This window comes from Ferrimonas balearica DSM 9799 (assembly GCF_000148645.1).
Lineage (GTDB): Bacteria > Pseudomonadota > Gammaproteobacteria > Enterobacterales > Shewanellaceae > Ferrimonas > Ferrimonas balearica.
Map to the genome: position 1 here is coordinate 1,455,372 of NC_014541.1, position 15,897 is coordinate 1,471,268.

Genomic DNA, 15,897 nt, shown 5'->3' on the forward strand with positions numbered 1-15,897 from the left:
GGTCATGTCCTTGTTGAACCATCGCTACCACATTGCCCCAACCCACTCGTCAGAACAAGGGAAAAGCCCAAAAGCACGGTGCGGTTATTTTTCTGTCATCTGGTGCCGTTATGGTACGGCCCACTCTTCAGAGGTCGCGCGCGCTCCCTGCCTCACCTCAGTGCTTTGGTCATGGATGATGACCCTCTGTTTCCGGCCTCATTACGAGGCCGGCTTTTTCTCATCCTGAGCGAAGCGCACTCAGGCTGACCCCATATTGTCCTCGATTTGCGCAACCCCATGGCGACGAACGGTTTTACCGTAGCGTCATCTTGGTTGCTCTGGGTATCATGGCCCTTTCCCTGATTTGATCGAGTGATTCGATGTCCGCCTGTTTGCCCCCGTCCGAGCCGCTGAACAACGGCCTGATGATGATCCATGGCAACCGCATGGAAACCCTGCGTGACCTGGTTGTAGAGTGGATCAAATCACACCCGCTGGCGCCACTGGAAAACGAGGTGTTTCTGGTGCAGTCCAACGGTATGGCCCAGTGGCTGAAGCTGGCACTGGCCGCTGACAGCGGCATCGGCATCGCCGCCGCGCTACAGATGCAGCTGCCCTCCCGGTTTATCTGGCAACTCTATCGTCAGGTGCTGGGCGCGGACGCGGTACCCAAAGACTCACCGTTCGATAAGCCACTGCTGCGCTGGCGCCTGCTGCGCTTATTGCCGGGCCTGCTGGATCGTCCCGCGTTTGCGCCGTTACAGCGTTTCCTTGAAGACGACCCGGACCTGCGCAAGCGTGACCAGCTGGCGGAGCAACTCGCCGACCTGTTTGACCAGTACCAGGTGTACCGGGCTGACTGGCTCGCGGCCTGGGCCCGGGGCGAAGATGAGCTGATCAACGCCACCGGTTTCCGCAACCCGCTGCCGTCGGAGCAGCTGTGGCAGCCGGAACTGTGGCGGGCCATCCTGGCGGATATGAATGACGCGGAGCGTGATACCAGCCGGGCCATGCTGCACCAGCAGGTGGTGGACCGATTGCGCCAGGGGCCGCCGCCGGTGGGTTTGCCCCGCCGCATCGTGGTGTTTGGCATCTCTACGCTGCCCTCCCAGATGATTGAAGCGCTGGCCGCGCTGGCCCAGCACTGCCAGATCCTGCTGTGTGTGCAGAACCCCTGTCAGCACTTCTGGGGCGACATCATTGAGCAGAAAGACCTGCTTCGGGCCCAGCTCAGCCGCGCCCGTCACCAGCGTAAGCCGGGACTGGCGGCGGAGCTGGACCCCGCCGCCCAGCACGCGGAGGTGAATCCTCTGCTGGCGGCCTGGGGTAAGCAGGGCCGGGACTACATCGGCATGCTGTACGGCTACGACCAGCCGGAGGCGTACCAGGGCCAGTTCAACAGCATCGATCTGTTTGAAGACCCGCTGTCCGACAGCGATGGTCGCCTGCTGCACCGGATCCAGGCGGGCATCTTCGAGCTGGAGCCCACCCCGGCGCCGCCGATGAGGGTGGACCCGGACGACGACTCGGTGCGCTTTACCCTGGCCCACAGTCGCCAGCGCGAAGTGGAGATCCTGCAGGACCACCTGCTCAAACGCTTTGCCGAGGACCCCAGCCTGACCCCCACCGACGTCATCGTGATGATGCCGGACGTGAGCCAGTACGCGCCCCATATCGAAGCGGTCTTTGGTCAGGTGGAGCGGGATGACCCGCGCCATCTGCCCTTTACCATTGCCGACCGGCCCCAGCGCGGCCAGCAGGTGCTGGTGCTGGCACTGGAGCGCCTGCTGAGCCTGTCCCAGGCCCGCTTTACCGTGTCCGAGTTGCTGGACCTGCTGGCGGTGCCCGCCCTGCGTGCCCGCTTTGGCATTGACGAAAGCCAGCTGCCGCTGCTGCAACGCTGGGTGGAGGACGCCGGGGTGCGCTGGGGGCTGGATGCCGCTCAACGCGCCACCCTCGACCTGCCCGATAACCTCGACCAGAACACCTGGGCCTTTGGCCTTAAGCGGATGCTGCTGGGTTACGCAGTGGGGCAGGGCGACGCCTGGGCCGGGATTGAGCCGTTCGAAGAGATTGGCGGCCTGGATGCCGCGCTGGTGGGTGGCCTGGCCCGTCTGCTGGATAAGTTGGAGGGGTTCTGGACCCAGCTGGGACAAAGCCACACCCCCGCCGCCTGGGCACAACATCTGCGCCGCCTCTGTGCCGAACTGTTCCGTCCCCAGGACGAAGAGGAAACGGTGATTCTCGCCCGCCTCGATGAGGCGCTGGCGCAGTGGCTGGAAGCCTGTGAACAGGGGGGCAGCACCGATCCCCTGCCGATCACCGTGGTGCGCGAAGTCTGCCTGTCGCCGTTCGGTGAAGAGGGCGTGTCCCAACGCTTCCTGGCCGGCAAGATCAACTTCGGCACCCTGATGCCGATGCGGGCTATTCCCTTTAAGCAGGTGTGCCTGCTGGGCCTGAACGACGAAGACTATCCGCGCAGCCGTCCGGCCATGGACTTTGACCTGCTGGCGGCCGCAGGCTGGCCCGATGGCCGTGGCCAGCCCATTGCCAACCAGTACCGACCCGGAGATCGCTCCCGTCGTGAGGATGACCGCTACCTGTTCCTGGAAGCACTGATGGCGGCCCGGGATCAGATCTACTTCAGCTACGTGGGCCGCAACGCGCGGGATAACGCGGAGCGCACCCCATCGGTATTGCTGGGCCAGTTGATGGACCACCTGCGGGCGGGCTACTGCCTTGAAGACGGTGAAGATCTGGTCGAGCACCTCACCACCGTGCACCCGCTGCAGCCCTTCAGCCGTGCCTATTTCAGTGGCACCGAAGGGAGCCTGCACACCTTCGCCCGGGAGTGGTTTGACGCCCATCAGGGCCACGTTGAGACCGAAAGTCCGGCTTTGCCGGTCTGGCAGCCTCAGGCCCCCATCACCCTGACCGACCTCGCATCGCTGCTGCGTGACCCGGTGCGGCTGCTGATGACCCGGCGCCTCGGCATCTGGTTTGGTGATGACACCGAAGCGGCGGAAGACCTTGAACCCTTTGCCCTGGATGGCCTCACCAGCTTCCAGATCCGCGATGAGCTGATGACCGTGCTGCGCCAGCACCCGGAGCAAACCGGGCCGCAGCGGGCCCAGTTGCTGGCCCAGCGCATCGGCCGTTTGGGTGGCCGCGGACAACTGCCCTTTGGCGCCTTCGCCGAACTGGCCACCGACCACCTGGCCGAACCCACCCTGGCCGCCTTTGAGCGTGCCCAGCAACTGGCCGGACAGTGGCAGCTGGCGGACGATCTGGAGTGCTACCACAAGCATGGTGCGCTGGTGCTGGAGGACTGGCTCAGCGACCTGTACCAGACCGGTGGCAGCCACTTCCGACTGCGGGTTCTGCCCCAGTCCATCGGCCAGCGTGGTCAGCTGAAAAACCCGATGCACGGGCTCGACCTCTACCTGGGCCATCTGGTGGGCTGTGCCGCCGGATTGAGCCTGACCAGTTATTTGGTGGGGGCGGACACCGCGTTCTGCCTGCCGCCGTTGCCGCGTAACGCGGCACAGCAACAGTTGAGCGCCCTGATGGATCACTACCTGAACGCCATGACCGCGCCCCAGCCGGTGGCCCCCCGTGCGGCCCTGGCCTACCTGGCCGAGCTGGAGAAATCCGGTGACGAGGACGACCGCGCCGCGCTGGATAAGGCCGAACTGGCCTACGAGGGCGGCTTTGCCCTTACCGGTGACCGCGACCGCAGCCCCTACCTGCGTCGTCAGTATCCGGCGTTTGCCGACCTGCGCGACACCGAATTCCCCGCGCTGGCTCAGGCGTTGTACCAGCCGCTGCGTGAGATGGAGGAGGTGACCCATGGCGCATAAACTGGATGCCCTGACCTTCCCCCTGACCGGCACCCGGCTGATTGAAGCCAGTGCCGGTACCGGCAAAACCTACACCATCGCCGCGCTCTACCTGCGACTGGTGCTGGGTCACGGTGGCAGTGCTGCGCATCCGCACCCACTGACGCCGGAGCAGATCCTGGTGGTGACCTTTACCAAAGCCGCCACCGAAGAGCTGAAAGACCGCATCCGCGCCCGCCTGGTGGAGGGCGCCGCCTGCTTCCGGGGACTGGCCGAGCCGGACCCCTATCTGGCGTCGTTGATGGCGGATTTCCCCGCTGAACAGCACCCCCACTGTGCGCTGGTGCTGGACCAGGCCGCACAACTGATGGACCTGGCCGCTGTGCACACCATCCACGGCTGGTGTCAGCGCATGCTGCGGGAGCACGCGTTCGATTCCGGCAGCCTGTTCAGTCAGGAGATGGAAGCGGACACCACCCCGCTGCGGGAAGAGGCGGTGCGCGACTACTGGCGCCGATTCCTTTATCCCCAGCCGCGCGCCGTGCTGGCGGCCATCACCGGCCTCTACGCCTGCCCCTCAGCACTGGAGCAGGCGATTGTGCCGCTGATGGGCCCGCTGGCGGAGGAGAGCGCACCAGCGGATCCCTTTGCCCTGCTCAACGAGCGGGCTGAGGCGGTGGCGGAAACCAAGTCCCGCTGCCGTGTCGAGTGGCCCACCTTTGTGGAACAGTTCAACGAGGCGGTGGCCAATAAGTGGGTCAAGGGCAACATGATCAAGCCGGCCCAGCTCGACAACCTGACCGCCTGGCTGGAGGGCAGCGACGAACTGCCGCTGGATAACGCCGGTAAGGTGATGGCGCGCTACACCACCGGCACCTTCGCCGATGCGCTGTCCGCCGGGGGCAAGAAGCAAGCCACTACGGTAGCGGACTCCCCGGTACTGGCGGCGCTGGAGAACCTGGCCCGACAGCTGGACGCCAACCCCGTCAAGGCGGCGCTGTTGCGCCACTGTGCCCACTGGGTGGCGCACCGGGTGGCGGCGGAGAAGCGGCGCCGGGCCCAGCTCGATTTTGATGACCTGATCAAAGACCTTGGCAAAGCGCTGGAGCAGGAGCACCGCGCCGGCGGCGATAAGCTGGCCAGCGCCATCCGCCACCAGTTTCCGGTGGCACTGATCGACGAATTCCAGGACACCGACCCGGTGCAGTACCGGCTGTTCCAGCGCCTCTATCTGGCGCAGGAGGACACCGCACTGCTGATGATCGGTGACCCCAAACAGGCGATCTACGGCTTCCGTGGTGCCGACATCCACACCTACCTTAAGGCGCGCCGCGACACCGAGGGGCGTCACTACACCCTCGACACCAACTACCGCTCCACCCAACAGATGGTGGATGCCGCCAACGCGGTGTTTGCACTGGGCGAGCGTCACCCGGACGGCCCCTTCCTCCATGGCGAATCGATCCCCTTCCTGCCGGTGGCCGCCAATGGCCGCAAAGAGGTGCTGATGGACGGCGACAGCCCGGTGCCGGCCATGACCTTCTGGTGGGATGAGGGCGATGAGGGCGAGGTACTGAGCAAGGGCGAGTACGTCTCCCGCCAGGCCCAGGCCTGCGCCGAGGAGATCACCCGGCTGCTCAATGGCGCGGCAAAAGGAGACGTGGGGTTTGACCGCGACGGCGAGCGCAGCCCGCTGGCGGCGGCGGACATCGCCATCCTGGTGCGGGACTTCCGCGAAGCCAGCGCGGTGCGCGATGCCTTGTCAGAGCGCGGTGTGCGTTCGGTGTACCTGTCTGACAAAGATTCGGTGTTCAGCTCCGAGGAAGCGGAAGCGCTGCAGCGGATTTTGCAGGCGGTGGCCCTGCCCAGCGAGCGTGCCATCAAGGCCGCGTTGGCGACGGCGGTGCTGGGCTTCAGCTGGGCGGCGCTGGATGCCTTCAACCACGATGAGCTGGCCTGGGAGCGGGAGCTGGCTCAGTTCCGCGAACTGAAACTGTGCTGGCAGCGCCAGGGGGTGTTGCCGATGATTCGCCGCCTGCTGGCCCACTACGGCGTGGCGCAGCGCGCGCTGGCAGACCCGCGCTATGGCGAGCGACGACTCACCAACCTGCTGCATCTGGCGGAACTGTTGCAGGGCGCTTCGGCCCAACTGGACGGCGAACTGGCGCTGATCCGTTTCCTCGCTGAACAGCGGGAGGACAGCACCCTCGGCGATGAGCAGGTGCTGCGACTGGAATCCGATGCCGAGCTGGTCAAGGTGATCACCATCCACAAATCCAAGGGGCTGGAGTACCCGTTGGTGTTCCTGCCCTTTATCGCCGGGTACCGGGAGGCCTCAGACCGGGGTGGGGTGCTGTTCTACCGCGATGCGGACGGCAACAAATCCCTCACCTTTGAAGCGGACGACGATGCCCGTGCCGCGGCGGACCGGGAGCGACTGGAGGAGGACCTGCGCCTGCTCTACGTGGCGCTGACCCGGCCCCGCCACGGCTGCTTCCTCGGTCTGGCGCCGGTCAAGCTCAGTCGTCGCGGCAAGCGCGGCGAGCCCGACATCCACCGGAGCGCGCTGGGTTGTCTGCTGGGGGCGGGCGAAGCGCTGGAACCCGCCACCATCCGGGCCGCACTGGAGGCGCTGGCGCAACATCCGGGCGTGGTATTGGCCACGCCGCCGGAGCCTACCGGCACCCTGTTGCTGGCCACAGAAACGGAACAGGCGCTGGTGCCACCCAAGCCTTACCAGCGCCAGTTGCAGCGCCCCTGGTGGATCGCCTCCTACTCGGCGCTGCTGACCGGCATGAGCGCCGACCACAGCCTCTCCGGCCTGCCGGAGCGATTGATGGAGGTGCAGGACGAAACGGCGCCGGTGCAGGCCCAGCCACAAGAGCTGGAGCCCGCCGAGGGCAGCATCCACGCTTTCCCCAAAGGGGCGATGCCCGGCACCTTCCTGCACGACCTGTTTGAATGGGCCGCACTGCAGGGCCAGGCCCGTTATGGCGCGGGCTTTGCGAAGATCGACCGGGCGCAGCTGGCCGCCGAGCTGAGCAGCCGCTGTGAACGTCATGGCTACCAGGACCACACCGAGGTGCTTCTGGCATGGTTTGAACAGGCGCTGGCGCTGCCGCTGGAACTGCCCACCGGCACCGTCAGCTTAAGTGGGCTGGACCAAGTGCAGGCGGAGATGGAGTTCTGGCTGGCGGTGGACCAGCTCGATGTGGTGGAGCTTGACCAATGGGTGCGGGCGTCCGTCTGGCCCGGCGAGCCCCGGCCCCAGCTGCGGCCCAACCAGGTCAACGGCATGCTTAAGGGGTTTATCGATTTGACCTTCCTGCATGAAGGCCGCTATTACGTGGCGGATTACAAGTCCAACTACCTGGGCGCGGATGAGCGGGCCTACACCGTTGACGCGATGCGCGAGGCGATGCTGGAGCACCGTTACGACCTGCAGGCAGTGCTCTACACCCTGGCGCTGCACCGACTGCTGAGCGCGCGACTGCCGGACTACGATTTTGACCGCCATATCGGCGGCGGCCTGTACCTGTTTTTGCGCGGCATGAGTCACGAGCACCCCGGCCACGGGGTGGTTACCGTGCCGGTATCGCGACAACTGATTGAACAACTCGACGCCCGTTTTCGTGGCGTGGCGGCGGAGCCCCTGACCCATGAATAATGCCCCGATCACCAACCCGGACCACGGCCTCTGGGCCGAGCTGGAACACTACGTTGAGCAGGGCTGGCTGCGGGCGCTCGATCTGGCGTTGGCCCGCTGGCTGGCCCAGCAGGTGCCGTCAACGCCGGAATCGGTGTTGCTGGCGGCGGTGCTGACCAGCCACCAGCTGGGGCGGGGCCATATCTGCCTCGACCTGGCCGCGCTGCTGGAAGACCCGGACACCCTGCTGTCCCTGCCTCCGGCCGGGCGTAAAGCGGACTCCCGTCCCGCCGACTGGCTGGCCGGGCTGACTCTGGCCCAATGGCAGGCCACGCTGGCAGAGGCCGAGGTGGTGGACACCGAGGAAGCGGGTACGGCACCGCTGGTGCTGGATGGGCAGCGCCTCTATCTGCGTCGCTTCCATCGGTTTGAGTCTCAGGTGGCCCGCTCGCTGCTGGCGCGGCAGGCGCTGCGCTTTGAGCTGCCGGACGATGTGCAGGCCCGGCTCGCAGCCCTGTTTGATCCCCTTAAGGACGAATCCGAGCGCGCCGGCCAGACCCCGCACTGGCAGAGCATCGCCGCGGCGTTGGCCGCCCGCAGTGCCCTGGCGGTGATCTCCGGCGGCCCCGGTACCGGCAAAACCACCACCGTGGTGCGACTGCTGGCGCTGTTGCAGGCCCTGAAACAGGATGAGCAGCGGGCACAAGGGCTGGAACCCACCGGCCTGCGTATTCGTCTGGCGGCCCCCACCGGCAAGGCCGCTGCGCGCCTGTCAGAATCTCTGGCGGCCACCCTCGGCGACATTGGTGAGGGTAAGGTGGCCGGGGTGGAGGCGGGCGTGGCCAAGGTGATCCCCACCGACGTGTCCACCCTGCACCGCTTGCTGGGGGCGCGCCCGGATTCCCGTTTCTTCCGCCATAACGCCGACAACCCGCTCCACCTGGACCTGCTGGTGGTGGACGAAGCCTCCATGGTGGACCTGGAGATGATGGCGGCGTTGCTGGCAGCACTGCCGCCCCGGGCCCGTCTTATCCTGCTGGGGGACAAAGACCAGCTGGCTTCGGTGGAGGCGGGGGCGGTACTGGGTGACCTGTGCCGTTACGCCGGAGAACCCCGCTATCAGGCGGACACCCGCGGTTTTCTGTTCCGCGCCACCGGCTACGATCTGGACGCCTTCCAGGGCCCCGGCAGCGACATTGAGCAGCAGATCGTGATGCTGCGAAAAAGCCACCGTTTTGGTGCCGATTCCGGCATCGGTACGTTGGCCCGGGCGGTCAATGCCGGCTCCGCCTCGGAGGCCAAATCGGTGTGGCCGCGTTTTGGCGACATCACCCAGCTGCAACCGGCCAGCGTCAGTGATGCGGCGCTGCGACTGCTGGTGCTGGAGGGGCAGGCTGAAGGGCTGGAAGGAACGCCCAAGGGGTACCGTCACTATCTGGAGGTGCTGTCTCAGGGGCTGGACGACAACGGCTGTGGCCCCGAACAGGACGCCTGGGCCCGTGCTGTGCTTAACGCCTTTGGCGAGTTCCAGCTGCTGTGTGCGGTGCGTGAAGGGGAGTGGGGCGTCTCCGGCATGAACGAGCGGGTCAGCACCATCCTGGCCAAGGCGGGGCTGATCCAGTCCGACGCCCCCTGGTACGCCGGGCGACCGGTGATGATGATGCGTAACGATTATGGCCTGGGGCTGATGAACGGTGACATCGGCCTCTGCCTGCCGTTTGCCGACGACATGGGCCAGCCGGTGCTGCGGGTGGTGTTTCCCATGCCCGATGGCAGCCTCAAGCGGGTATTGCCCTCCCGGTTGACCGAGGTGGAAACCGTGTTTGCCATGACGGTGCACAAATCCCAGGGCAGTGAGTTTGCCCATACTGCCATGGTGCTGCCCGCCGACCCCAACCCGGTGCTGACCCGTGAGCTGGTGTACACCGGCATCACCCGGGCCCGGCGCTGGTTTACTCTGGTGGCCCCCCGTCCGGCCCTGCTGGACAGCGCCATCCGGCAGCGCACCCAGCGTGCCAGCGGGCTGGGTGAACGCCTGAAGTAACAAAAAGGGGCCATTTGGCCCCTTTCTTTTTCGTCATGTTCTTTTTCGTAGCGTGGGCTTACAGCCCACGGCTCGCGCAGAGTTCGGCGCCCTCTAACCGTGGGCTCAAAGCCTACGCTACGAATGCCCCATCCTCTTTCTGAACCACCCTGTAGCGTGGGCTTATAGCCCACGGCTCGCGCAGAGTTCGGCGCCCTCTAACCGTGGGCTCAAAGCCCACGCTACGATTGTCCCATCCTCTTTCCGATTTCCGAACCGCCCCCGTAGCGTGGGCTTACAGCCCACGGGCTGCGCAGAGTTGGGTGCCCCCTGCCATGGTGCTGCCCGCCGACCCCAACCCGGTGCTGACCCGTGAGCTGGTGTACACCGGCATCACCCGGGCCCGGCGCTGGTTTACTCTGGTGGCCCCCCGTCCGGCCCTGCTGGACAGCGCCATCCGGCAGCGCACCCAGCGTGCCAGCGGGCTGGGTGAACGCCTGAAGTAACAAAAAGGGGCCATTTGGCCCCTTTCTTTTTCGTCACGTTCTTTGTCGCAGCGTGCACTTACCGCCCACGGGCACTCTTCTCTTTACGCGAAGCGCTGGCGCAGCTGGTCGTGGTGCTGAATCTCGAAGTGGGGGGTAATCTCCGCGCTGCCCGTCTGTTGGTGCGGGTTGTACCAACAGGTGTTCAGGCCCGCGTTGAGGCCACCGAGGATATCGGTATGGAGGTTATCCCCCACCATCAGTACCTGAGATTTGTCCGGCTGACCCATCTTTTCGAGGGCGTGGTCAAAGATGCCGGTATGGGGCTTGGTGATGCCCACTTCCTCGGAGATCACCACCAGTTCAAAAGCATCGCTCAGGCCAGTGCGCTCCAGCCGGATGCTTTGCAGCTCGGTAAAACCGTTGGTGATGATGCCCATCCGGGCTTTGCCCGCCAGGGTGTCCACCAACTCTCGAACACCCGGCAGGGGGGCGCAGAGCTCTGCCATCGCCATCAAGAAGTCGGAATTCAGCTGGCCACCACTGACGCCCAGTTTGTCGCCCCAACCGGTAAAGCGGGTGGTTTGCAGGGTTTTTGCGTCAATCTCACCGGCGTTATAGGCCTGCCACAGAGGCTGGTTCAGGGTTTGGTATTCGCGGTAATCGTGGTCGCTGAAGTCCACACCATGGCGGGAGAACATCAGCTTCAGGCCGGCCAGCGCGTCGAAGTTAAACAGCGTCTCGTCGGCGTCAAACAGGATCCATTGGTAGGGCATAGGGTCGTTATTGTGCGTTATGTGGATGGCGGCATTGTACGGCGCAGAATTGGCAGAGCCAAAGTGAGAATGCCGCCGGGGCCGGTCAGAGTTGGCCAATGATAGCGCTGTGAGCAATTGTCCTCGTGATATCAATCACGTAACCGGAGAAATTTGATAACGCTGACGATTGAGTATCGCCAGAATAGCGCCGCTTTTACCTTGTAAGCCCTTGTCTGGACTCGCATCGAGAGTCCGGGGCGACTCACTGCTGTGGCAGTGAACAGCACAGGAATCCAGGCGCTAGCCCACCATGAAAAAATCACTACTCTCTTTGACGCTGCTGTCCCTGTTAGCGGGCTGCGGCGGTTCCTCAAGTGGCGGTACCACTCCCGAGATCCCGGAGCCGGAGCTGCCAACCACCCTGCGTGCCACGTTGACTCTAGACGGCACACTGCGTTTTGCCGAGCCGGTGCGTTGTAACGGCAAACCCGCCATCGATTTCGAGATTACGGTGGGGGACAGCGTCAGTTGCCACTACAAGGGCACCATTCTGGCCAGCTTCACCGATGTGCAGCCGGACCCGGCGGCCCGCACCGGCACCACCACCGTTAAAAAGACCCTGATGCTGGGCCACAGTAACGGCTTCGCTGAGCGTCCCCATGCCGCCACCAACGCCACTGCGCTGGTGCGCAGTTACGGCGTGACCCACGGCGATACCATTACCCTGTCGCTGACCGCCCTGCAGGACCTGAAGTTCAAGGACACCTTCCTGAACCAGCTCGATCTGACGCCGGAAGCGTTCGCTGAACTGTTGGCTCAGCAGGCTAACGACAGCCAGACCGACAAGCTGCCCAGCACCCATGTGCCGGACATCGAAGCGGCGGTGAACCCTAACGCCTCACCGGATCTGAACGCCGGCTTCGTTGCCGCCGATGCGGAATCCGGCTACCAGTACCAGCCGGAGCAGACCATCCTGGCCAGCGGCCGCCTGACCGACCGCGACGGCAAGCCGGTGGCGGGGGTGACGTACTTCAGCCGCGCCAGCCGGGGCGTCACCGATGCGGAGGGCAAATTTGAGTTTGTCTGGGGCGACACCGTGCGCTTTGGTCTCGACACCTTCGAGCTGGGCCAGGTGCGTGGTAACCAGCAGCAGGTCAGCCTGACTGAGCTGGGCGAGGGGGATGTGGGCCTCAATATCGACGCCCTGGTGCGCCGTTATGCCGATGACCAGCTCGACCACTGGCAGCTGCCGGAGCGGGTTACCGAGGTGTTCGCGGCTTACCCCAACGTGATCAACGAGATCATCTCGCTGTCGCTGAGCAGCCAGCCCCGTGAACTGGCGCTGGGTGACGGCCAGGTACAGTGGTTGCCGGCTGAGTTTGCCGCCCAGTTTGATTCCGGCCTGGCCGCCGATATCGATCAGCAGCTGTGTCAGCGCGATTGCGAGGGTGACGCGGTGATGGCGCGCGGTGCCGTGGATGACAGTGGCCAGATCCTGGCGGACATCCAGAAGCTGTGGGGCAGCAGTGCCGATGCCCAGCAGCAGGGCTGGAAACCGGTCAGCCGCTTCCACGTGTTCCACGACAGCACCAACTTCTACGGCAGTACCGGCCATGCCCGTGGCCAGGCGGCGGTGAACATTGCCAACAGCGCCTTCCCGGTGATGATGGCCCGCAATGACAACAACTATTGGATCCCCTTTGGTGCCCCCAAAGCCTGGGACCAGCACGGGCTGGCTTACATCACCGAAGCCCCTTCCACCGTGGTGCCCGAGCGGGTAGGGGGCGAGACCGCCACCTTTAACCTGCCCTTTGTCAGTATTGGTGAGATTGGTCAGGGCAAGGTGATGGTGATGGGCAATGCCCGCTACCACTCGATTCTGGTGTGCCCCAATGGTTACAGCTGGCAGGGCGGTGTGGACGCCGATGGGCAGTGCCGCCAGTCCGGTGATTCCGACGACATGAAGCACTTCTTCCACAATGCCCTGCGTTACCTTACCGGGCAGAGTGGCGGCTTCACCGTGGGCACCAATGTCGCCTACGCCTATTTCAAACGGGGCGGTCAGGTGGCCGGTGAAAAGGTGCCCTTTGCCCTCGCCCCGGCATTTGGGGTGACCACCGAGCAGCTGCAGCGATTTGATGACCTTGACCCGAATCAGTACCCCCTGCTGATCCTCAACGGCTTCGAATACCTCATTGACCCCAACGGCAACCATTATGACCTGCCGCTGCGGGCCGATCTGGAGCGCCCTAAGCTGAGTCAGGACGACGCCACGGCCCTGATTGATTACGTCAGCCGGGGCGGCAGCATCCTGGTGATGGAAACCGTGCTGGAGGGCGAGAAAGCCGGTGCGCTGGCCCGTCTGCTCGACAGTGCCGGCATCGCCTTCGGCATGAACGGTTCGGTGGTGGCGGATGGCAACGGCCCCAGTGCCGGCTACCCGGACCGGGTGCGAAACCAGCGCGGTCATGGCATCTGGGTGCTGGAGCGTTACGCCGCCGTCGAGGGCGACAACGGCCCAACCCTGCCGTACCGCATCGAGAACGGTCAGGTGGTGTGGCTGTATCAGGAACAGAACAAGCCCGACGACAAACCGAAACTCGAGGTGGCCAAGTGGACGGAAACCGGAGCCGATGGCCAGCTGGTCACCCACGTGGCCTTTATCGACGAGCGGGAGAGTCAGGATGTGGCGGCGGACAAGGCGCGCATTCTGGCCGCGTTTACCCGGGAGGATGGTAGCCCGGCCTATCAGGAGTGTCGTGACCCCAACTACCACTACGAAGTGAACTGCCTGGAGTACCGTCCCGGTAACGAGATTGACGTGACCGGCGGCATGTTTGTGCCGCGCTACACCGAGCTGGATCTGGGCGACGCCCAGGCCCGGGCCATGGTGAAAGCGGCGGACCTGGGCACCAGCATTGAGCGTCTCTACCAGCATGAGCGCTACTTCCGCAGCGAAGGCAAACAGGGCCAGCGCCTCTCCAGTGTCGACCTGAACCGGCTCTACCAGAACCTGTCAGTATGGCTGTGGAACGACCTCGACTACCGCTACGACGACACTCTGGACGATGAGCTGGGCTTTGAGCGCTTCACCCAGTTCCTGAACTGCTACAGCGACGATCGCGCCGGGGGCGGCACCCGCTGTCCGGCCGAACTGCGCGCCGAACTGGTGGCTCAGGGCATGGTGTGGGGCGATGACGCGGGCGAGTACGCCGGTCAGCTCAACCCCGACTACCCGCTGAACTACATGGAGAAGCCGCTGACCCGCCTGATGCTGGGCCGCAGTTTCTGGGACCTGGACATCGTGGTGGACGTGCGCCGCTTCCCGGGTGAAGCCCAGGGCAGTGAGGGCGGCACCGTGGTAGCGCTGGAACCCAATGCCACCACCACCGCGTGGTATGCGGGCAATCGCCAGCCCACCGGCCAGTGGGCGGTGGCCCATCAGCCCTTCACCGTGGCCGTCAGTGGCACCGACGCGCCGGTGACCGTCACCATCGCGCTGGCGGATGACCTGACCGGCCGGGAGAAACACGAACTGGGCCTGCGCCGCCCGCCGCGGATGCAGCAATCCTTTACCCTGAACGCCGGTGAACTGGGCAGCAGCCACACGCTGACTGTGCCCTACGGCGGCCTGATCTATGTTCAGGGCCGCGCCGGCGAGTCCGGACAGGTCAGCCTGAGTGGCACCGTGGATGCACCGTTGTACCAGCTGGGCAAAGGCTGGGTGAACCCGCAGAACGCCCCGGCGCCCATTGGTGAGGTGGTGTCCCACAGCTTCGTCTACACCGCGCCTAAAGCCAATCTGGCGGCCAGCAACTACGGGGGCAGTCCGCAGACGTTTGCTGAGCAGCTCGACCAGTTCGCTGCGGATCTCAACGACTTCTACGCCCGCGATGAAGGCGCTGAGGGGCAAGCCAACCGGATGGCCACCGATCCGGCCCGTCCGGCCAACCGCCACCACTTTGTCAACGACGTGGCCATCAGCATTGGTGCGGCGCATTCCGGTTACCCGGTAATGAACAGCAGCTTCAATGTCGACAGCAATGAGATCGGCCTGGCGCCGCTCAACTCCTGGCTGCTCTGGCACGAGGTGGGCCATAACGCCGCCGAAGCGCCGTTCAACGTGGCCGGGGCCACCGAGGTGGTGAACAACCTGCTGGCGCTGTACATGCAGGACAAGCACCTGGGCAAGATGGCACGGGTGGAACAGGACATCCGCATTGCGCCGGACTTTGTCAATGCGGAACACCGCCGGGCCTGGGCCGTCGGCGGGGCAGGGGAGCGTCTGGTGATGTTTGCCCAGCTGAAGGAGTGGGCGGAAACCGAGTTTGATGTTCGCCACTGGTATGGTGATGGCGAGTTGCCAGCGTTTTATCGCACCGAGCCGGGGCTGGCAGGCTGGAACCTGTTTAAGCTGATGCACCGACTCAGCCGTAACGCCGTTGACCCGGCGATGCTGCTGCCCGGCGAGAACCTCTGCTACGGACAGGATCTGGGCCAGAGCGACCAGCTGATGCTGTGCGCCTCCTATGCCGCGCAAACCGACTTGAGTGCCTTCTTTGATGCCTGGAACCCGGGCAGCCAGGCGATGATCTACCCCGGCGACAGCACGCCGCAGATCGAGGGCGGCATCAGCCCGGTGGGATTGAACCGGGTGGCGCAGCTGAACCTGGCCAAACCCGAGCGGGACCCGCTGCGGATTGACCGGATCAGCGTCCACTGAGTGAACCCAAAGGGGAGCCATCGGCTCCCCTTTTTTATGGTTCAGGCTGGCTCACTCCAGACCGCCCACTCATTGCCCACCGGGTCAAGAAAGTGAAAACGGCGACCGCCGGGGAAGTCGAATATCGCCTTGTGCAGGGTACCGCCGGCGGCCTCGACTGCGGCTTGCGTCTGTTCCAGCTCGCGGCTGTACAGCACCGGCAGCGCCGCGCCCTGTTCACTGCGTGAGCTCAACGGAGCACGGAAAAAGCCACCGGCGAGGCCAGCCTGGCTGAACGCGGTGTAGTCCGGGCCGTAGTCGGTAAAGTGCCAGCCGAAGACCTGTTGAAAGAAGGTTTTGACGGCAGCCAGATCGCGGGCGGGCACTTCGAGATAGTGGATATGGTGATGGCTCATGGGGTCCCTCCTCAGTGGATTGCAGTGTGGCCCAACGTCGGTGTCC

Annotated in this window: 7 protein-coding genes; 5 read left to right on the forward strand and 2 right to left on the reverse strand. The window is 64.7% G+C overall.

Going from position 1 to position 15,897, the window contains the following annotated elements:
• Positions 1 to 362 precede the first annotated feature (362 nt).
• The 4 genes from recC (at position 363) to FBAL_RS20220 (ending at position 9,996) form a co-directional block, all read left to right on the forward strand.
• The gene (gene recC, locus FBAL_RS06660; protein WP_013344817.1) at positions 363 to 3,842 is read left to right on the forward strand and encodes an exodeoxyribonuclease V subunit gamma; all 3,480 of its coding nucleotides are present in this window, start codon (positions 363 to 365) and stop codon (positions 3,840 to 3,842) included.
• A complete protein-coding gene (recB, locus tag FBAL_RS06665) occupies positions 3,832 to 7,488 on the forward strand; it encodes an exodeoxyribonuclease V subunit beta (protein ID WP_013344818.1) in 3,657 nt (1,218 codons plus the stop codon). Before recC ends, recB begins: the two co-directional genes overlap by 11 nt.
• Complete coding sequence (gene recD, locus FBAL_RS06670) at positions 7,481 to 9,511, forward strand: exodeoxyribonuclease V subunit alpha (protein ID WP_013344819.1); 2,031 nt, start codon at positions 7,481 to 7,483, stop codon at positions 9,509 to 9,511. The genes recB and recD overlap by 8 nt, the downstream gene beginning before the upstream one ends.
• Before the next feature lie 302 nt (positions 9,512 to 9,813).
• Complete coding sequence (locus FBAL_RS20220) at positions 9,814 to 9,996, forward strand: hypothetical protein (protein ID WP_148226710.1); 183 nt, start codon at positions 9,814 to 9,816, stop codon at positions 9,994 to 9,996.
• An 83-nt stretch (positions 9,997 to 10,079) separates the two neighbouring features.
• Here the strand turns inward: FBAL_RS20220 and yjjG are convergent, their stop codons facing one another.
• On the reverse strand, positions 10,080 to 10,751 hold the full coding sequence (yjjG, locus tag FBAL_RS06675) for a pyrimidine 5'-nucleotidase (RefSeq protein WP_013344820.1): 672 nt from the start codon (positions 10,749 to 10,751) through the stop codon (positions 10,080 to 10,082).
• Positions 10,752 to 11,043: 292 nt separating this feature from the next.
• Between yjjG and FBAL_RS06680 the strand changes: the two genes are divergently transcribed.
• Positions 11,044 to 15,456 carry an SslE/AcfD family lipoprotein zinc metalloprotease gene (locus tag FBAL_RS06680; protein WP_013344821.1) on the forward strand — a complete coding sequence of 1,471 codons (4,413 nt, stop codon included), beginning with the start codon at positions 11,044 to 11,046 and terminating at the stop codon, positions 15,454 to 15,456.
• Positions 15,457 to 15,497: 41 nt separating this feature from the next.
• On the opposite strand, the gene FBAL_RS06685 is transcribed toward FBAL_RS06680, so the two are convergent.
• A complete protein-coding gene (locus FBAL_RS06685; protein WP_013344822.1) occupies positions 15,498 to 15,851 on the reverse strand; it encodes a VOC family protein in 354 nt (117 codons plus the stop codon).
• Between the last annotated feature and the right edge of the window lie 46 nt (positions 15,852 to 15,897).